This is a genomic window from Nocardia flavorosea NBRC 108225, assembly GCF_001613385.1.
In the GTDB taxonomy this organism is placed as follows: Bacteria; Actinomycetota; Actinomycetes; order Mycobacteriales; family Mycobacteriaceae; genus Nocardia; species Nocardia flavorosea.
Window position 1 is genome coordinate 26,104 of record NZ_BDCG01000015.1, and the last position, 17,725, is coordinate 43,828.

Genomic DNA, 17,725 nt, shown 5'->3' on the forward strand with positions numbered 1-17,725 from the left:
ACCCGCGGGACGGACACGAAGTTCGCCGAACGCCACCTCGACACCGCCGTATGCATCATTTCTGCATCTCTATTTCTGTCCCGGTCGTCTAACCACTGCCGGTGGTGTCCGTCATGACCCGCGTGGCGTTGTGATCCGGTCGACCGCCTCGCCGAGCTTGTCGAGGCGGTACGCGAACTCCGGCAAGATCGCCGAATCCCAGCCCGGTCCACCGACGAAGATTCGGGAACCGGCGACGTGACAGGCACGTACCGCAGAGGTCAGCGCGGTGGACTCCTGCTGTGACCAGAGCACGGCGTCAGGCCGCCGATCATTGCGGGTGAGTGCGGCCGCGACAGCGTCGGTGGGTACATCGGCACCGAGCATCAACGCGCCGACATTGCGCTCGGCGAGACCGGCGCGCAGGGCTTCCAGCGGTAGCGCGTGGGTTTCGCCGCTGGTGCACGCCAGCACGACCGCATGGTTGTCCGCCGGAACGGGTGCCGGTGTATGGCGATGCAGCGCAACGGTGATCGACCAGGACAGCAAGTGCTCCACGTCGATGCAGCTTTCGCCGCCGAGCTGGCGTGTGACGACGGCCGCGAAGGCGGGGCGACACAGGAGATCCCACGTATCGACGACTCCGTATGCCTGCAGGTGCGCGGCCAGCAGAGCGGAGGTGGTTCGCGTGTCGAGCGCGAACGCGGCGTTCAGTAGTGGCTCCCACTCTCCGAGCGCGGGGGTGGGCGATGTGGCGGTCACCGCGGCGGCTGCTCCGGCCGGACTCGCGCCCGCGCGGATAAGGCTGAGCATCTGCTCGAGTGCCGCGATATCGGATGCGGTGTAGAGACGGTGCCGGCCCGGCCGGTGCTGGGTCGGGCCGATAGCGTAGCGGCGATTCCAGCTGCGCAATGTCGCGGTCGGAATGCCGAGTCGGTCGGCTACCGCGCGGACCGTATATCCGGCCGCGTCGGAAAGGGGAGCTTGACCGGCGGGCATCAGTCCATTGTGCCCGGTCCGGACGCCGGTTCACCAAGCGCCCGGACCGCTGTGTGCTGTGGGCCGCCTTCTGGAGCGCAACGATGAAGACCCGTCCGAGGCCATGAGGCTCGGATACGGGCCGTCCTCCCTGGGCACGCGACCGATAAATTCCCATGAATCGATTACGCATCGTGTTCTGTTGACGTAGAGCCCCGAGCCAGAGATTCGAGAAGTACCGGGTGTTCTCACATACAAGTTCTGCCTTCGACGAGTCGCGCCGCCGATGGGGACAGCGATTGGCTGCGTTCGGGGTGGCCTCGGCCGCTGTCGTGGTTTCTGTCGCGACCTCCGGCGGAGCGGGCGCGACGCCCGGCCGTGTTTCCGTTACCGGGCCGGCCCCGGTGGAGAAAATTGGAGCTGACCCGCTATCTGGGGACCTGGCATCAACACCGGCCGTCGCGCGAGAACATCAACCACGCCACATACCCGGCACCGATTATCGAGTGCGCAGGTATGTGGCGGTGGCCGGCGGGGTGCGTTAGCTGGTGGGAGGCGTCAGGACGCCGTCGATCAGGTAAACGGTGGCGTTCGCGGTTTCGACACCGCCGCAGAGCACTGTCGCCTCGTTGACGGTGATCTGGTCGCCGGTTCCTGTCACCGTCACCTCGGAGCCCTCGACTGTCTGGTGTGTGCCGGCGACCGCATCGGGTGACATACGACCCGGTACGACGTGGTAGGTGAGAATGCTGGTCAGCATGTCCGAGTCCGTTTTCAGCGTTTCGAGCGTGGCGGGATCGAGCGCGGCGAAAGCATCGTCCACCGGCGCGAAAACGGTGAACTCGCCGCTGTTGAGCGTGTCGACGAGGTTCACCTGCGGATTGAGCTGACCGGATACCGCGGAGGTGAGTGTGGTCAGCAGGGGATTGTTCGCGGCCGCTGTCGCCACGGGTTCCTGCGCCATCGAATCGATCGAGCCGGGCCCACTCGGTACCTGCTCGGCGTACGCTGCGCACCCGGCGCCGACCGGCCCGGCCATGGCACCGTCATCCTGCGCCGGCATCGTGGGCGAGGACGTGGTCATAGCGGGTGGAGACTCGCCGTTGCCTGATTCGTCGGTGTCGGTACACGCCGAGCCGGCGATAGCCATCGCCGACAGTACTGCGATCAGCGCCGCGGAGTGCTTTCGGATTCTCATGTCGTGCCTTCCTGTCAAGAACGGAGCCTGTACGTGCCGACGGCTCGTGGTCTGGTGGGTGTGCAGGAATGCGGCCAGAAACTCGCGACTGCTTTCCGTCATGGATCTCGAAACAAATTCTCGTGATGCGTCGATTCTGCATCATTTAGCGCGTAGTGTGAACCCTTACAGGCGGAAATTTCAGACGGCCGACAACACTCCAAAAGTGGGGCACGGCCAGGGACAAGCTCGGACAATGGAGGAGATCGTCATGTTTCGATTCACTGCTGCCCGCTCGCTCGGTCTGCTGGTGGGCGTAGGGACCGCGTCAGTGTTTGCGCTGGTCGCCGGACCGACGGCGAATGCCGCGCCGATTGCGTCGTGTCCGGCGCCCGGAGCCGCATCCGTGCAGACCGACACCGGTGGCGCGTCCTGCTCCGCGACGAGTAATACGGGCGGTGCGGCCGCCGCGTACGGAGTCGATGGCACCGCGGCTGCCGAAGCGGCCGCGACGAGCCTGTCGCTGGCCATCGCACAGAACGGCGGAACGGCGACATCGAGCTCGGCATTCTTGTCGGGCCCGGCCGCTATCGCCGTGGGACCCGGCGCGCAAGCGACACTGACCGGGGTCCGTCCCGGGCTGTCGATCGGTATCGCCGGGCCGGGAGCGGCGGTAACCGTCACTGGGGTATCCACCCCCACCTGCACCGGCGGTCCCGCATTCGCCGGAGACTTCCAAACATTGCAGGGGTGCTTGTCGCTGCGCTGAGCATCCGAACCGGATATACAACCGACCCCCGCGCCGCGCTCGGCCGTGCCGAGCGGTATGTCTTCTGGTCGCGTGGTGGATTCCAGCCGTTCGACGGTGACGCGGTTTGCGCCGTTTCGTTGAAAGGTGTGCCGAGCGTGGTCGAAGGTGGCGCGAGAGGTAGTGACTCGACATCCGGCTACACCGTCGGTGTCGTGGCGGCAATGCTGGGTATCCCCATCGCGACGCTACGTAGCTGGAACCAGCGGTACGGCCTGGGACCCGCGCACCACCGCCCGGGCAGTCACCGGCACTACACGACGAGTGACGTGGCGATGCTGAGCCGGATGGCCGATCTGGTCCGGTCCGGCGTGAGCCCGGCCAAAGCCGCGAGGGTTGCCCGTGCCGGAGCGGATTCACTGCCCGAACTGGGAAATGTGGCTCCGGTCCTGGCCGCTGCCGAGCAGCTTCGAGCCGCCGATCTCCTCGCCGAGATCACCGCCCATCTGACGTGTTTCGGCGTTGTGGCCACATGGAACCGGTTGTGCCGCCCTGCTTTCACCGACATCGTGAGCCGCCAGCATCGAGGAATCGACTTGATCGATGTGGAGCATGTTCTGTCCTGGGCGATCACCACCGGTTTGCACCGCGCGGTACCGCCGGCGCCCGACGTCGCCGGATTGGCTCCGGTGCTGCTGGCCTGCACTGCGGGCGAGGGGCACGTACTTCCACTGGAGGTACTACGTGCCGCGCTCGCGGAAGCCGGCGTACCGGCCTTGTTGCTCGGCTCCGCCGTGCCCGGTATCGCACTTGCCGACGCGATAGCCAAACAGGCGCGCAGTCCCGTGGTGGTGCTGTGGTCCCAATCGGGCCGGACGGCGGCAGCGGAACCGGTTCCCGCCGGGAGTGGCCGCCTTGTTCGACTACTCCTGGCCGGACCCGGTTGGCCGGCAGCTCCGGCGCTGCCCGGCGGCCGGCGCGTCGGCACGCTCGAGGAGGCAATCTCCGAGATCAGTCGACTGGTGCGGGCCGGCAAGTAGTTCACCATTCGATTAAACGATGCGGAAACGATGCAATTTTGGCGGAAAAGTGCCACAATCGGAGTGGTGAACGCACAACAGGCGGCACCCCTGTCCCCTCCGACGGACAGTGACAGTGACGATTCCGCATGGTTCGAGTCGTGGACGGCGCAAGTCCGGGCCGCGGTGCGCACCCACGTCGAGGACTTCGTACACGCACGGTGCGCGGAAGAGCTGCAGGCAAACGGGTTCGAATATCCGAGCCGGGTACTGCTCGATTTCGTGCCGGGTGGCAAGTCTGTGCGACCGACGTTCATGTACCTCGGCTGGTTGTGCGGTGCCGATGAATCCGAGGCGGCACTCCGGGCCGCGGCCAGTATCGAATTGCTGCACGGGTTCGCCTTGCTGCAGGACGATGTGATGGACGAATCCGATACCCGCAGAGGTCTCCCGGCCGCTCACGTGCGGCTGGCGCGCTGGCATGAAGAGCAAGGGTTGTCCGGATCGCCGGCGCGTTTCGGTGAATCCGCGGCAGTGCTCCTGGGGGATCTGTGCCTGGTGTGGGCGGAACGCATGCTGCGCGAAAGCGGTGTCGAGGCAGCGGCGCTCGGCCGGGTGTGGCCGCGCTACGACGCGATGCGTGCCGAACTGGCAGTGGGTCAGCTCGCCGACCTGGTCAACGACGCCGCAGGGGTGCCGACGCTGGAACAGGTACTCGATATCGCGCGGCGCAAATCCGGTAACTACACGGTGCGCCGGCCGCTCGAACTGGGCGCCGCGATGGCGGGCTGCGCGGAGCCGGTCCTGGAAGTACTGTGTGAGTACGGCGTGTTGATCGGCGAGGCATTCCAGCTGCGCGACGATCTGCTCGGTATCTTCGGTGAGCCTTCGGTCACCGGTAAATCAGCTGACGCGGATCTGCGGGAACGCAAAGCCACCACCGTCGTCGCGCTGGCCGAACACTTGGCCGGGCCGTCCGGGCGAGCTCGGCTACACGATCTGTGGCAGCGCGACACCTTCGATGACAGTGCGGTGCAGACGGCCCGGGAGTTGATCGTGGACAGCGGTGCGCCCCAGCGCGCCGAGCAGATGATCGCCGACCGCGTCGAGGACGCGCGGAAGCTTCTCGTGGACAGTGTTCTCGACCCAACGGTGACCGCTGCGTTGCAGCAGATGGCGCTGCTGTGCACCCGACGTAGCACCTGAACCCGCACACCCTCACGCGACACAGCCAGACAGCCGAACAAAGAAAGAAGGACCCATGCGGACCGTAACCGGGAGCACCGACCATGTCGTCGTGGTGGGCGCGGGACTCGCCGGGCTCGCCACCGCGCTGCACCTGGCGGGACGAGGCCGCGCTGTCACGGTGGTGGAACGCGAACCAGTTCCGGGCGGCCGAGCGGGGCAACTCGATATCGGCGGGTACCGCCTCGACACCGGCCCGTCGGTGCTCACCATGCCGGAAATTGTCGCCGATACCCTCGCGGCGGTAGGCGAGGACATCGAAACCCGGCTCGATCTGCACCCTGTCGTTCCGGCCTACCGCGCCTGCTTCGCCGACGGCAGCGCACTGGACGTGCACAGCGACCGCGACGCGATGGAACACTCCATCGCGGAATTCGCCGGACCGGGTGAGGTCGCCGGCTATCGACGACTGCGGCAATGGCTGACCGAGATATATCGCATCGAGTTCGACCGGTTCATCGCCGCCAACTTCGACTCACCACTGTCACTGGTCACCCCAGCGCTGGCCCGGCTCGTCGCATTGGGGGGCTTCCGCCGTCTGGACCGGGTCATCGCCGAGTTCTTGACCGATCCGCGGTTGCGCCGGGTCTTCACTTTCCAGTCCTTGTACGCGGGTGTGTCACCGCAACGAGCCTTGGCTTTGTATGCGGTGATCGCCTATATGGACACCGTCGGCGGCGTGTACTTCCCGCGCGGTGGGATGCGCGCCTTGCCCGCCGCGCTGGCAGCAGCCGCCACCGACGCCGGGGTGCGGTTCCACTACGGCGAAGCGGTGACCGACCTGGAACGATGCGGCACCCACATCGGTGCCGTACACACCGATAAACAGCAGCGGATCACCTGCGATGCCGTGGTGTTGGCGACCGAACTGCACACGGCCTACCAGCTGCTGGGCCGATCACCGCGGCGGCCGGTGCGGGCGCGGCCCGCGCCGTCGGCGGTCGTCGCGCATATCGGTGTGCCGGCCGGTGCGACGACCGCGCATCACACTCTGCTTTTCGGTGACGCCTGGGAGCAGACATTCGACGAACTGATCAACCAGGGCGTGCCGATGAGCGATCCCTCGCTGCTGGTCACCCGTACCACCGCCACCGATTCGACACTCGCCCCGCCTGGCCACGACCTGTTCTCGGTGCTGGCCCCCGCCCCCAATCTCGACCGTGGCGCACACCTGGATTGGCAGCGCCGAGCTCCTGGATACGGCGCGGACCTGGCCGCGATCGTCGAACAGAGGCTGTTGCCGGGATTCGCTGAGCACGCCGATATCGTGCATCTGGACAGTCCCGACGACTGGGCACAGCGGGGCATGCTGGCGGGTACACCGTTCTCGCTGGCGCACACCTTCGCCCAAACCGGGCCGTTCCGGCCGGCGAACCTGCCGCGCGGCGTATCGAATGCGGTGCTCGCCGGCTGCGGCACAGTACCCGGCGTCGGAGTGCCGACCGCCCTGCTGTCGGGCCGGCTCGCTGCCGACCGCATCACCGGCGCCGCCGGCCGCAACAACCCGGCACCGGCCGCGAACAGCAGCGGGGTACGGCCATGATCAGTTTCGAACTCGACGCCGCCGGCATCAGTGAACCGCGACTGCGTGACGCCTACCGGCGGTGCCGCGGCCTCAACGCCACCCATGGGCGCACGTTCTACCTCGCCACCCGGCTGCTCGCGCCGGCGCAACGCCCGCCGATCCATGCCCTGTACGGATTCGCCCGGTGGGCCGACGATATCGTCGACCTTCCGGGCGGGCAGCCCTTCACCCCGGCAGAACGTTTGGAATTACTGGCACAGCGGCTGTTCGACGGTATCGACAACAGTGCCGACGAAGACCCGATCGTGGCCGCGGTGAGCGACACCGTCGCCCGCTTCGATATCGACCGCGCGTTGTTCCAGGATTTCCTGGCCTCGATGCGGATGGATCTGACGGTGACCGACTACCCGGACCGGGCCGCGCTGGATCGGTATATGCGCGGGTCCGCCGAAGTGATCGGCCTGCAGGTTCTCCCGGTTCTCGGTACCGTCGGCCCCACCGAGAACGCGGCCCCCTACGCGGCCGCCCTGGGCAAGGCATTCCAGCTGACCAACTTCCTGCGAGATATCGCCGAAGACCTCGACCGCGGCCGGGTCTACCTTCCGGCCGACGAATTGGCCGCCTTCGGCGTGGACCGAGACCGGCTGCAGTGGTGCCGCGATCATCGACAGATCGACACCCGGGTGCGCTCGGCGCTGGCGGCCCAGCATGCGATCGCTCGCGACTGGTACCGGACCGCTCGCGCCGGAATCGAGCTACTGCACCCGGTGTCGCGGCCCTGCGTCACAACGGCGGCAATGCTGTACGCAGAGATTCTGGACCGGATCGAGGCAACAGAATTCGCGGTGTTCTCCCAGCGTGCGACCGTCGGCCGCGCCAGGCGCGCCGCCGTGGCGGGGCCCGCACTGGCTCGCGCGTTGTGGGCCCGCCGCGGCGGTCGCGCCGGCACACTCACTACGGCGATGCCGTCATGACGGGGCGATCCGAAGAGCGCGTGGTACTGCTCGACGACAGCGGCGAGCAGGTCGGCTCGATGCCGAAAACGCTTGTACATCACACGGATACGCCACTACATCTCGGGTTTTCCTGCTACCTGTTCGATCGGGACGGGCGACTGCTCGTCACGCGCCGGGCACTGAGCAAACGGACTTGGCCGGGAGTGTGGACGAACTCGTGCTGCGGACATCCAGCACCCGGCGAACCAGTAGGCGACGCTGTTCCACGCCGGGTACGCGAGGAACTGGGACTGGGCATCGACACCCCCACCTGCCTGTTGCCGCGGTTCCGGTATTCGGCCACCGCACCCGACGGGACCATGGAGAACGAAGTCTGCCCGGTATTCTGCGCCCGCGCCGACGGACCGGTGCATGCCGACGCCGCCGAAGTGATGGACTGGCGCTGGGTGCCGTGGCCCGACTTCGCCGTCGCCGCCGGCTTGCGCTGGCCGATCAGTCCGTGGGCCGCTGACCAGGTACCGCAGCTCGCGGCGGCGCCCGGGTTCAGCTTGTGGACGGATAGGAGGTGATCGTGGATCACTGGCAGCACCTGATCCTGATGGGCCTGTGCCTCATGGTGACCGTCCTACGGGAATTCGTCGGACACAGGGGCCACCGGTGTCCGGCGCGTCTTGCCGGTAGCGTGCTGCCCGTCGCGGGCATACTGCTGGTGTGGGACGCGATCGCGATCACCGCCGAAACGAACACCACCTCAGCCGGAAGGTAGCGCCGTGAACTGCGCCCGGCTCGGCCCGGACGGGCTCCCACGCGACCAGGTACCGGCAACCTTCGACCACGGCGCCGCCGAATACGACCGTCTCGTCGGGTACAACCCCGGCTATCACAAGCATCTGCGCCTGTCCGCGCGACGTATGCAGCTACCCGCCAACGGCGCCGGACTCCGGCTGCTCGACGCAGGCTGCGGTACCGGCGCCTCGACCGCAGCGCTGCTGTCGGTTGCCCCGGACGCCGAGATCGTCGCCATCGATGCATCGGCCCAAATGCTCGCCCGCGCCCGCGCGAAGAACTGGCCTTCCACAGTGCGGTTCCACCACACCCGCATCGAAGACCTCGACGCGGCCGGCTGCGGCGGCCGTTTCGACGGGATCTTCGCCGCATATCTGCTGCGCAACCTCGCCGACCCCGACGCCCAGCTGCGCGCGTTCGCCGCGCTGTTGCATCCCGGTGCCCCGCTCGTAGTGCACGAGTATTCGGTGCGCGGGTCACTGCCCGCCCGCGTGGTGTGGAACACGGTCTGCGGCGCAGTGATCATTCCGCTCGGCGCGCTGCTCACTGGCGACACCACCCTGTACCGGCACCTGCGTCGCAGCGTGACCGCGTTCGACAGCGTGCACCAGTTCCGGGCACGGTTACGTGAGAACGGCTTCACCGGGATACGGGTGGCGACTGTGCCCGGATGGCAGTACGACATCGTGCACACCTTCACCGCGACCGTGCCGGGGCCCGGCTCCGAATCAGAAGGGGCTCCATGATGCGTGCCGGCTCCGGACGCGACCGACGTGCTGTCCACCATCGCGCCCCAGCGGCCTCGGGACGCCGCGGCCTCGACCACCGCCCACACGTGGTCGTCATCGGCGCCGGTATCGCCGGACTCGCCGCGGCAACCGGGCTTGCCGAACGTGACATCGACGTGGAAATCATCGAGCGCCGGCCTTACCTCGGCGGCCGGGTCGGTGGCTGGACCGAAAACCTGCCCGACGGCACTGCGATCGCAATCAACCGCGGGTTCCACGCCTTCTTCCGTCAGTACTACAACCTGCGCGCGCTACTGCGCCGCACAGATCCGCAGCTGCATCGGCTCGTCGCGATCGACGACTACCCACTCATCGACGGCCACGGACGCCGCGACACCTTCCGGCGTCTGCCGCGCACACCACCATGGAATGCCCTCGCTTTCGCCGCCCGCAGCCACACTTTCCCCCTGCAGGACCTGCGCCGCATCGACGCGCGCGCCGCGGCACCTCTCGCGGCGGTCTCCGTACCCGGGATCTACGACCTGCTCGACCACACCGACGCCGAAACCTTCCTGCAGCAGATCAACTTTCCGGCCACCGCCCGCCATCTGGCTTTCGACGTGTTCTCCCGCAGCTTCTTCGCGCCACCCGCCCAGCTGTCGGCGGCCGAGCTGGCGACCATGTTCCACATCTACTTCCTCGGTTCGAGCGAAGGTCTGTTGTTCGACGTCCCCACTTCGAACTACGACACCGCACTGTGGTCGCCGCTGCAGGACTACCTCATCTCGCACGATGTCCGGATCCGCACCGGTAGCACGGTGACCGCCGTCGAGCCCGCGGGCGAGGGCGGCTTCCGGGTGCGCGCACAGGACGGTCGTGATATCGCCGCCGACGCCGTCGTCCTCGCCACAGATGCCGCCGGACTGCGTCGCATCGTCGAGAACTCGCCGCAACTCGGCGACCGAGTGTGGCGCGCATCGATCGAACGGTTACGCAGCGCGCCACCGTTTCTGGTGTATCGGATCTGGCTGGACAAGCCGGTCGCGCCGCATCGACCGGCGTTCCTGGCCACCGGAGGCCTCGCCCCCCTCGACAACGTCAGCGTGCTGAACCACTACGAGCAACAGGCCCGCACGTGGGCCGCGCGCCACGGCGGCGCCGTACTGGAACTCCACGCCTACGCCCTGCCCGCACAGCTGACACCGGCCCAGGAGCGCGATATCCCCGCTCGGCTGCGCGCCCGGCTGAACCGCCTCTACCCGGAAACCGCCGACGCCCGAATCCTCGGCGAACACCTGCAATGGAACCAGGACTGCCCCTTGTTCGGTGTCGGCGACCACGCGTACCGGCCCACCATCCGCACACCACACCGTCGGCTCGTGCTGGCCGGCGACGGCATCCGCATCGACCTGCCCGTCGCGTTGATGGAACGCGCCGCCACCACCGGATGGGCGGCGGCGAACGCGTTGCTCACCCAATGGGGCTTACCCGGCCACGATCTGCACACCGTGCCGACCAGCGGCCGCAACGCCCTACTGCGCCGACTCGCCACCCGCTACGCAACGGCAACCGCACCTGCCGAGGACCTCCGATGAACAACCTCCTGTTTCGGCGTTGGCCCGATCGATGGCCACTGCAACCCATCGACCCCGGAAACTGGGCAGACCAGGAACCCACCTACCACGCCGCGAAACCCGCCCTCATCGCCGCCACACTCCAACGCGCACAACAACGCCCGTCCGGGAACTGGTACGTCTTCGCCGCCAGCCGAGACATTCGCCCCGGCCGCCCGTTCGGATTCACGATCGCCGGAGTCGAACTCGTCGCATGGCGAGACCGAGGGCAACGACTTGTCGTAGGTCCGGGAGCGTGCCCACATCTGGGCGCGCCGCTGGCGCAGGCACATATCGACTGCGGTGCCCTCGTGTGCCGATGGCACGGGCTGCGACTGGACAGCGGCGGGGAGGCCGGCTGGACACCATTACCGTGCCACGATGACGGCGTACTGGCGTGGGTCCGCCTCGACCATATCGGCGACAGTAGCCCGCTCGAAACACCTGTTATCGGGGCCCGCCCGCCCGCGCACCGCGCCATCGCCGCGGTAGCAACCCTCAGCGGGGTGTGCGAACCGGCCGATATTGTCGCCAACCGACTCGACCCGTGGCACGGCGCCTGGTTCCACCCATACTCATTCACCCGGCTGGAAGTACTAGAGACTCCGTCCCAGCAACACGATTCGGCCGACTCCGACGACCGGTTCCTGGTTGCAGTCACCTTTCGGGTCGGCGGCCGTCTCGGTGTCCCGGTGCGCGCCGAGTTCACCAGTCCGGAGCCCCGGACCGTCACGATGCGCATCATCGACGGTGAAGGATCGGGCAGTGTCGTCGAAACCCATGCCACACCGCTCGGCCCCGGGCCGGACGGCGAACCACGAACCGCCGTCATCGAAGCCGTAATAGCCGACTCGACTCGCCTCGGCTTCGCCCGAGCCAGCCACGCCGCCCGCTTCCTACGGCCGATAATGACCCGCGCCGCGACCCGGTTGTGGCGCGACGACCTGGCCTATGCCGAACGGCGCTACCGACAGCGGACGCAGAAACCGGGATGACGACGTCTTTCGAGATTCGGTATGTCACCGGTGCGGAAGCAGAGCGCATCACTGCCGCGCAGGCGAAGGCTCTTGTTGCACTGCTGAGGTGGCAGGCAGGCCGCTTCGATGTTGGCTGACCCTGAATTCCATGAATTGCCGGTCCGGTTTCCCTTGTTTTGTGTTTCCTCGAGGATCGAACTAGGGGAACCGTTTGACCTGCACATATTTTGACCTGCACATATTCGGTTCTGCTGACGATTCTCGAGTCGTTCGCGGATCGTGAAGTCCGGTTGACCTGCGGAAACGCTGTCGCAGGTTGTGCCCTCGGCAGGACACACAAAACATGGGCAACCGGAAAACGCCTGGTCATCGTCGGTGATTACCAAATGTAGGTGCCGCGATGTGCGTGTACTGGTTGTCCGTCGTTCCCATCTTCATCGATCACCGGGCGGGGCACATCGAAGTTGGGAAACACGGGTGACCCGGGGATCGGCTTGGTCGGCTGTGTCGGGGTAAGACTTCGAGTCCCCTCAGCTCCACAGAAGTGGCAGGTCATGCCCGATAACATGGCTCGCGCTCATGTGCGCGTCGGATTCGTCAGCAGCTCTCAGCATGGGCGGGAACTCGACGGGTGTGGCGCACGACTAAGTCTGCGGACGGCAGACGGCTGTCGCATGGGCAGGTGGATGACATGGCGAGGCAATGAGCCCAACGATTCCCGATCGGCGATGTGGCGGCTGGTCGCCGGCGGTTCGAAGTTGACGTGGCATGTTGCCATCCCGGTCTCGGTGGACCGTGCGCGCAGCCTGTCGATTGTCTTCGGTTGCGTCACTTCGCAGTTGCGCAACCAGATCGGGCTGTACACAGAGATTTGGAAAAATGAACTCGACTCGGTTCATGGAATGGAGTGATGATGCGCCGAGCTTTGGCGACTCTGGCAGCAGCGCTGGCGTTGTTGGTGTCGTGTTTTGCGGTTACCACCAGTTATGCGGCTCCGGCTCGGGCGCAGGGTCCCTTTACGTTGCCGCCGCTGCCGTATGAGCCGAGCGCGCTGGAACCGGTGATCGACACGGAGACGATGACGATCCATCACGGCAAGCATCATCGGGCCTACGTCGACAGTTTGAATTCGGCGGTGGCAGCCTCTCCCGCACTGCAGGGTAGGCCACTGGAGGATTTGGTCGCTGCCGCGGGGACGCTGCCGGAGGCAGTGCGAAACAACGCGGGAGGGCACTGGAATCACAGTTTCTTCTGGAAGACCATGACCGCTCCGGGCACCGGAGGTGCGCCGTCTCCAGAACTCCGGGCGGCGATCGACCGCGAGTTCGGGTCGCTGGAGACGTTCACGGCAGAGTTCGGCAAGGGCGGAACCACTCGCTTCGGATCCGGGTGGGCGTGGCTGATCGTGGATCATTCCGGTCGGTTGGTTATCACATCGACTGCCAATCAGGACAATCCGTTGATGGATGTGGCGGAGGTCAAGGGCACTCCACTGTTGGGAAACGATGTCTGGGAGCATGCGTACTACCTGAAGCACCAGAACCGCCGCGCCGACTATCTCGGAAGCTGGTGGCAGGTCGTGGACTGGAACACGGTGTCGGACCGGTATGCCGAAGCGGCGATTCGCTAGGTTCCGCTCGGCTATCGATAGATGTCGGTGTCGGGCCGGGCTGCCGCCCTTACTTCCGGAACCGCAGCGCCCCGCTGTCCGACAGATAGACCCGTGCTGAGTGCGCGGGGTCTGGACGAGAAAGCTTCGAAGGGATGTCTATGAACGAGGTCTCCTACAAGGTGTCGGGTATGTCGTGTGCTCACTGCGCAGATGCGATTACTCGCTCGCTGAACGCGCTGCCCGGGATAGACGCCGTCGCCGTCGATATCGCCACCGGAACCGTCCGTGTGTCGGGCTCGGGCTCTGCGGAGGACATCCGTGCGGCCGTGGCCGAAGCCGGATACGAGGTCGTCCACGCGTGACGCGCAACGACGACCGTCACACCGCCGCGCGAGTCATCCGGTTCGTTTTCCTGCTGGTCGTGATATTCGCTATCGCCTGGCTGGCCGGACGACTGGGGCCCTGGCACGGATCTTCTTCGCCCTCGGAAACGAGTCACCACAGCCGGGATGGGACGAGCGATGTGTGGTCGGGACACGCTTCGACGAACGCGCTCGATGTTGCCACCCGGCTCGATATCTGGACGACGTGGCCACAACCGGCGAGTCGAACATCAACCGTCGCAATGTGATCTCGTGTTCTCCGAGCCGAGCCGAGCCGAGCCGAGCCGAGCCGAGCCGAGCCGAGCCGAGCCGAGCCGAGCCGAGCCGAGGTGGCCTGGCGCGAGTGGTCGGCGACGTAGCTCGGTTGCGGTCGGATCCGGGCGGGCATGGTGCATGTTCGAGCCTTGCCGGCTGGTCCGGTGGTGGCCCGGGCTGTGGTTGTCAGCCGGTGTAGGACAGGAACATTGCCGCGGTGGCGGTGGCCATGAGGGCTTGCATCGCGCCGGCGTGGCGGTGGGCCGACTCGGCGGCCGCCGGTCCGCGGTAGCTGTGGGCGATCCAGGTGGCGGCCACAGCGAGGTAGGCGAGTCCGATCGCCAAGTTCAGGTACGCGGCCCAGGACGGTGGTTGCATTGTCATCGTTGTGTGCATCGCCATGGTGCTGCCGTGGCCGGCGTGGGCGGATTCGCCGCCGGTGTGGATCGATGTGCCGCCGATCAATGTGGAGTCCATGACCGCGTACATCCACACCATCGTCGCCATCATCCCCGCATGGTAGATGTACTCGAGGTGGTGCTCGCGACGGGCGGCGAGCAGAGCGAGTGATACCACCGCGGCACCGGCGAACACCGTCATGCCGCCAACTGTGGGGATTTGCGGCAACCGGGACCACACCATTGTGAGCATCGCCAGGGACATGACGACGTGCAGGATCGCGGTGAGCCGGCTGGAGATGGTTGCCGTGCGCGTGGCGGATCGCGCCGCCCAGTACACCGCTGTCACCGTGAATGCGGTGACGGCAGCCCATTTCAGGACGGGATCGGTGATCATGACGCGATACGCTTCCGCCGCCGCGCAATTGCCCCGGCGATCACATCGCCGAGTACGAACGCGCCCAATGTCGCGCCGAACAGTGGAGCCAGCCACCCGACCGCCGCGAGGACGGCCACGGCGATCGCCGCTTCGATCGGGCGTAGGCCGGTGAGCGCGCCGCGCTCGGGTGCGGTGGGCAATCCGCTGCGGGTGGGGCGGCGTTTCCACCACATCCGGTAGCCGCGAACGATCACGGTGATCAGGCCGAGGGCGAGCAGCGCCAGCACGATCTGGTTAGGGAGGCCGAAGAGCACTCCCATGTGGGTATCGATGGCCCAGCCGGTCAGTTTGGCGGTGAGCGGCCAGTCCGCGAACCTGCTCTGGTCGGTGATCGCGCCGGTTGCGGCGTCGACCGCGACGGCGTCGAAACGGGTCGGGGCATCACGTTTTCGTTCGTATACTTCCCAGGCGTCGCCCGGCGCTGCCGGTGGTTTCATCCACATCGGTGGCTGCAGGCCGGCGGCCTGTGCACTGTGCAGGACCGTATCGGCGCTCGCCGCCGGATCGCCCGGTGCGCCGGTGGTGCCGTCGGTGTGCGGCAATGTCGTCGTCACCGACGGCGTGGTCCAGCTGAGTTCGGAACGCAGTTGTGCGATGTGATCGCCGGCGAAGCGTGACCAGGTCAAGCCGGTGATCGACAATCCGAGCAGCCCGACCACGATCCAGATGCCGACGGTGCCGTGCCAGCTGAGGATTCGGGTACGCGACCCTTTCGGGGTCCGGTGCCGGTCGGGCAGTATCAGTCTTTTCCGGCCGTGCCGGCGATTGCGGGAGATCCACATCGCGAGACCGCCCAGCGCGACCACGCTCAGCCAGCTCGCCGCGACTTCGCTGTAGTACCGGCCGGCTTCGCCCAGGTGCAGGTTGCGGTGCATTTCGTCGAACCAGGACCGGATCGGCAGCCACATACCGTAGGTGGTGAGCGTGCCCTGAACCTGCGCGGTGTACGGATTGACGAACACGGTGCGGGTGTAATCGGGCGGCGCATCATCTGTCGTGAAGGCGATCTGTGTCGTCTCGCTCGCCACCGTGGGCGGCTTCACGCTGGTGATCGGGGCCTCGGGATACACGGTGCGCGCGGCCGCTATCTGGTCGGCGAGACTGCGTGCCTGCGGAGCGTATTCGTCGACGGTCAGCTCGTTCCTGAAGACGATCCCGTCCAGCTGCGGCGTCAATGTGTACAGCAGGCCGGTGACGGCCGCGATCAGGATGAACGGCCCGGCGAACATACCGCCATAGAAATGTAGCCTCAGTAGCAGTGGCCGCCATCGCGACCACAAGCCCCGCGCCGCCCATCGGTCTCGTGTTCCGGGGACCGGTTGCTCGCTGTCGGGCGTGGGTGCTTCCGTATTTGCTTCGTGCCTTTCCGGCACCTCCGACACTTGATTCGTCATGCTGCATCCCTCATTCCCGAGCGTCCCTCACGGTGATTAGTCGGATCGAAGCCCGGGTTGGTTCCCGCGTGACGAGACGAATATTCGTCGGGCAGGCGGCATCACCGACGCGGCCGGAAGCGGGCGACTCCGCTCGTCGGCTTCGCTGACCGCAGTGATCGCGAGTCGCGTGCGGTAGGCGGTGGACCCCGCAGCTCAGGAACAGGGCGAGCTGAACCGAAGACTGTTCACTCGATCTTGGTTACCGTGAGATTGTCGCCGAGACTCGGAGGTGCGTATGGCGGAGGATCATTCACCACGCTACGACCGGCGTTCGGCCGCGCGGATACTCGCCGACTTGGCGAGTTCGGCTCTATTCGGTTAATCACCGTCGGTAGTGACGGTGATTGTCTTCTATACGGTTTCGCCGATACATCCGGAGCCGGGCAGTCATCTGACGTTGTCGCAGCGCTTGTATCTGGGATGACGACCGACCACGACCCGATGGAGATATTCCGGGTCGGTATCGAGGCGTGCGGCCGGGTACTGGCCCAGCATTCGTTTCTGACCGCGACCACCGAGTACCGCTCGGGCGTCGATTTCGCTCGTGGCCTGCATATTCCGGTGCACGATATCGACCTGACCAGTAAGCGAGTCGTGGCCGAGTTCCGTAGTCCGCGCGATCGTTTCCAGGCGTTCGAAGCGCTGCGTGACGGGGGATACAACCCGATCGGCACGATCACCGCGCCATGACGGGTTGTCTCCCGCGCCGTCGCTTTCACGACCGGATGGCTTCGGCCAATTGGGCGGGATCGATCGGCCGGCCGTCGAGGAGAACCGAGGGCGTGGATTGGATTCCGCTGTCGAGGATGTCGAGTGTGCGCGCCCGGACGAATTTGCCGTAGGTCTGATCAGTGACGCATTGGGCGAAGGCGGGGTCTGTGTAACCGATGGTCGCCGCGATGTCGACGAGTGTGCTGTCCGGGAGGCCCGCGCCGCCTTCCGGTGGCTGATGTTCGAACATGGTCTTCAGCCAGTCCGGGTAGGCGAGGGGATCTGCGGAGGCGGCGCAGTACGAGGCGTTTGCGGCGCGGGTCGAGTATTCGGTGGACGAGGCTCGGTCGAGGAAGGCGATGATGTTGTATTCGGCGGCTATGGTTCCCGCGTTGACCGCGTCGGTCAGTAGCGGGCCGTAGGTTGTCTCGAACTGGCGGCAGGCGGGGCATTGCAGGTCGGCCACCAGCCGGACTGTTCGGGTGGCCGACGGTTTCCCGATCCTGATGGCGCCGGTGTCGGTGAGGGTTGCGGCGAGACCGTTCGGGTTCGTGTCCGGTGCGGCGGTGACGGTGGGGGTGGCGCCGGGGTCGTCGCGTTCGGCCTTCTTGATCGCCACGTTGATTCCGATGGCGGCGATGAGTCCGACGAGGACCGCGGTGACCGCCAGCTGTACGAGGATTCGCCGGGTGCGGTCCGGTCGAATCGATGACAGCGAATTCTTTCGTTTTTTCTGTGTGCCCATAAGAAACTTCTTGTC

The 17,725-nt window shown here is 66.3% G+C and carries 19 protein-coding genes; 14 read left to right on the forward strand and 5 right to left on the reverse strand.

Annotated features, from left to right (window positions below; translation table 11 throughout):
- Positions 1 to 111 precede the first annotated feature (111 nt).
- Both NFL01S_RS18485 and NFL01S_RS18490 read right to left on the reverse strand, forming a co-directional pair.
- Positions 112 to 978: a MerR family transcriptional regulator gene (locus NFL01S_RS18485; RefSeq protein ID WP_033244215.1), complete on the reverse strand. Its 867-nt coding sequence runs from the start codon at positions 976 to 978 to the stop codon at positions 112 to 114.
- Positions 979 to 1,498: 520 nt separating this feature from the next.
- Positions 1,499 to 2,155: a fasciclin domain-containing protein gene (locus NFL01S_RS18490; protein ID WP_033244216.1), complete on the reverse strand. Its 657-nt coding sequence runs from the start codon at positions 2,153 to 2,155 to the stop codon at positions 1,499 to 1,501.
- A gap of 250 nt (positions 2,156 to 2,405) precedes the next feature.
- On the opposite strand from NFL01S_RS18490, the gene NFL01S_RS18495 reads away from it, so the two are divergent.
- From NFL01S_RS18495 to NFL01S_RS18555, 13 genes are all read left to right on the forward strand, one after another.
- A complete protein-coding gene (locus tag NFL01S_RS18495) occupies positions 2,406 to 2,903 on the forward strand; it encodes a DUF6764 family protein (protein ID WP_033244605.1) in 498 nt (165 codons plus the stop codon).
- On the forward strand, positions 2,885 to 3,922 hold the full coding sequence (locus tag NFL01S_RS18500) for a MerR family transcriptional regulator (RefSeq protein WP_231508564.1): 1,038 nt from the start codon (positions 2,885 to 2,887) through the stop codon (positions 3,920 to 3,922). The genes NFL01S_RS18495 and NFL01S_RS18500 overlap by 19 nt, the downstream gene beginning before the upstream one ends.
- Positions 3,923 to 3,952: 30 nt before the next feature.
- Positions 3,953 to 5,107, forward strand: coding sequence for a polyprenyl synthetase family protein (locus NFL01S_RS18505; RefSeq protein ID WP_033244217.1), 1,155 nt, complete (start codon positions 3,953 to 3,955; stop codon positions 5,105 to 5,107).
- Between the two features lie 55 nt (positions 5,108 to 5,162).
- Positions 5,163 to 6,689 (forward strand): phytoene desaturase family protein, encoded by a 1,527-nt coding sequence (gene crtI / locus NFL01S_RS18510; protein WP_033244218.1) that lies wholly within the window; start codon positions 5,163 to 5,165, stop codon positions 6,687 to 6,689.
- Entirely contained in the window at positions 6,686 to 7,645 is a 960-nt protein-coding gene (locus NFL01S_RS18515) for a phytoene/squalene synthase family protein (protein WP_062977014.1), read from the forward strand. Before crtI ends, NFL01S_RS18515 begins: the two co-directional genes overlap by 4 nt.
- A complete protein-coding gene (gene idi, locus NFL01S_RS18520) occupies positions 7,642 to 8,196 on the forward strand; it encodes an isopentenyl-diphosphate Delta-isomerase (protein WP_033244220.1) in 555 nt (184 codons plus the stop codon). Before NFL01S_RS18515 ends, idi begins: the two co-directional genes overlap by 4 nt.
- A gap of 2 nt (positions 8,197 to 8,198) precedes the next feature.
- Positions 8,199 to 8,393: a hypothetical protein gene (locus NFL01S_RS18525; protein ID WP_156052294.1), complete on the forward strand. Its 195-nt coding sequence runs from the start codon at positions 8,199 to 8,201 to the stop codon at positions 8,391 to 8,393.
- Positions 8,394 to 8,397: 4 nt separating this feature from the next.
- Positions 8,398 to 9,159 (forward strand): class I SAM-dependent methyltransferase, encoded by a 762-nt coding sequence (locus NFL01S_RS18530; RefSeq protein WP_033244221.1) that lies wholly within the window; start codon positions 8,398 to 8,400, stop codon positions 9,157 to 9,159.
- On the forward strand, positions 9,159 to 10,736 hold the full coding sequence (locus NFL01S_RS18535; RefSeq protein WP_033244222.1) for an FAD-dependent oxidoreductase: 1,578 nt from the start codon (positions 9,159 to 9,161) through the stop codon (positions 10,734 to 10,736). The genes NFL01S_RS18530 and NFL01S_RS18535 overlap by 1 nt, the downstream gene beginning before the upstream one ends.
- A complete protein-coding gene (locus tag NFL01S_RS18540; RefSeq protein ID WP_033244223.1) occupies positions 10,733 to 11,749 on the forward strand; it encodes a Rieske (2Fe-2S) protein in 1,017 nt (338 codons plus the stop codon). The genes NFL01S_RS18535 and NFL01S_RS18540 overlap by 4 nt, the downstream gene beginning before the upstream one ends.
- Positions 11,750 to 12,285: 536 nt before the next feature.
- The gene (locus tag NFL01S_RS35585; RefSeq protein ID WP_157116687.1) at positions 12,286 to 12,642 is read left to right on the forward strand and encodes a hypothetical protein; all 357 of its coding nucleotides are present in this window, start codon (positions 12,286 to 12,288) and stop codon (positions 12,640 to 12,642) included.
- Entirely contained in the window at positions 12,642 to 13,361 is a 720-nt protein-coding gene (locus NFL01S_RS18550; RefSeq protein ID WP_084492865.1) for a superoxide dismutase, read from the forward strand. Before NFL01S_RS35585 ends, NFL01S_RS18550 begins: the two co-directional genes overlap by 1 nt.
- A 134-nt stretch (positions 13,362 to 13,495) precedes the next feature.
- The gene (locus NFL01S_RS18555; protein ID WP_245670778.1) at positions 13,496 to 13,705 is read left to right on the forward strand and encodes a heavy-metal-associated domain-containing protein; all 210 of its coding nucleotides are present in this window, start codon (positions 13,496 to 13,498) and stop codon (positions 13,703 to 13,705) included.
- A 462-nt stretch (positions 13,706 to 14,167) separates the two neighbouring features.
- Here NFL01S_RS18555 and NFL01S_RS18560 read toward each other — a convergent pair whose 3' ends face one another.
- Together NFL01S_RS18560 and NFL01S_RS18565 are read right to left on the reverse strand one after the other, a co-directional pair.
- Complete coding sequence (locus NFL01S_RS18560) at positions 14,168 to 14,776, reverse strand: DUF5134 domain-containing protein (protein ID WP_062977021.1); 609 nt, start codon at positions 14,774 to 14,776, stop codon at positions 14,168 to 14,170.
- Entirely contained in the window at positions 14,773 to 16,212 is a 1,440-nt protein-coding gene (locus NFL01S_RS18565; RefSeq protein ID WP_084492868.1) for a PepSY-associated TM helix domain-containing protein, read from the reverse strand. Before NFL01S_RS18565 ends, NFL01S_RS18560 begins: the two co-directional genes overlap by 4 nt.
- A gap of 462 nt (positions 16,213 to 16,674) precedes the next feature.
- Between NFL01S_RS18565 and NFL01S_RS18570 the strand changes: the two genes are divergently transcribed.
- The gene (locus NFL01S_RS18570) at positions 16,675 to 16,944 is read left to right on the forward strand and encodes a hypothetical protein (protein WP_062977025.1); all 270 of its coding nucleotides are present in this window, start codon (positions 16,675 to 16,677) and stop codon (positions 16,942 to 16,944) included.
- Between the two features lie 25 nt (positions 16,945 to 16,969).
- Here NFL01S_RS18570 and NFL01S_RS18575 read toward each other — a convergent pair whose 3' ends face one another.
- Positions 16,970 to 17,710, reverse strand: a complete 741-nt coding sequence (locus NFL01S_RS18575; RefSeq protein ID WP_062977027.1) for a DsbA family protein — start codon at positions 17,708 to 17,710, stop codon at positions 16,970 to 16,972.
- Positions 17,711 to 17,725: the final 15 nt, after the last annotated feature.

Coding starts and splice junctions, on each gene's coding strand:
- NFL01S_RS18485 (WP_033244215.1), bottom strand. CDS start 978: ATGCCCGCCGGTCAAGCTCCCCTTTCCGACGCGGCCGGATATACGGTC.
- NFL01S_RS18490 (WP_033244216.1), bottom strand. CDS start 2,155: ATGAGAATCCGAAAGCACTCCGCGGCGCTGATCGCAGTACTGTCGGCG.
- NFL01S_RS18495 (WP_033244605.1), top strand. CDS start 2,406: ATGTTTCGATTCACTGCTGCCCGCTCGCTCGGTCTGCTGGTGGGCGTA.
- NFL01S_RS18505 (WP_033244217.1), top strand. CDS start 3,953: ATGCAATTTTGGCGGAAAAGTGCCACAATCGGAGTGGTGAACGCACAA.
- crtI (WP_033244218.1), top strand. CDS start 5,163: ATGCGGACCGTAACCGGGAGCACCGACCATGTCGTCGTGGTGGGCGCG.
- NFL01S_RS18515 (WP_062977014.1), top strand. CDS start 6,686: ATGATCAGTTTCGAACTCGACGCCGCCGGCATCAGTGAACCGCGACTG.
- idi (WP_033244220.1), top strand. CDS start 7,642: ATGACGGGGCGATCCGAAGAGCGCGTGGTACTGCTCGACGACAGCGGC.
- NFL01S_RS18535 (WP_033244222.1), top strand. CDS start 9,159: ATGCGTGCCGGCTCCGGACGCGACCGACGTGCTGTCCACCATCGCGCC.
- NFL01S_RS18540 (WP_033244223.1), top strand. CDS start 10,733: ATGAACAACCTCCTGTTTCGGCGTTGGCCCGATCGATGGCCACTGCAA.
- NFL01S_RS35585 (WP_157116687.1), top strand. CDS start 12,286: ATGCCCGATAACATGGCTCGCGCTCATGTGCGCGTCGGATTCGTCAGC.
- NFL01S_RS18550 (WP_084492865.1), top strand. CDS start 12,642: ATGATGCGCCGAGCTTTGGCGACTCTGGCAGCAGCGCTGGCGTTGTTG.
- NFL01S_RS18555 (WP_245670778.1), top strand. CDS start 13,496: ATGTCTATGAACGAGGTCTCCTACAAGGTGTCGGGTATGTCGTGTGCT.
- NFL01S_RS18560 (WP_062977021.1), bottom strand. CDS start 14,776: ATGATCACCGATCCCGTCCTGAAATGGGCTGCCGTCACCGCATTCACG.
- NFL01S_RS18565 (WP_084492868.1), bottom strand. CDS start 16,212: ATGACGAATCAAGTGTCGGAGGTGCCGGAAAGGCACGAAGCAAATACG.
- NFL01S_RS18570 (WP_062977025.1), top strand. CDS start 16,675: ATGACGACCGACCACGACCCGATGGAGATATTCCGGGTCGGTATCGAG.
- NFL01S_RS18575 (WP_062977027.1), bottom strand. CDS start 17,710: ATGGGCACACAGAAAAAACGAAAGAATTCGCTGTCATCGATTCGACCG.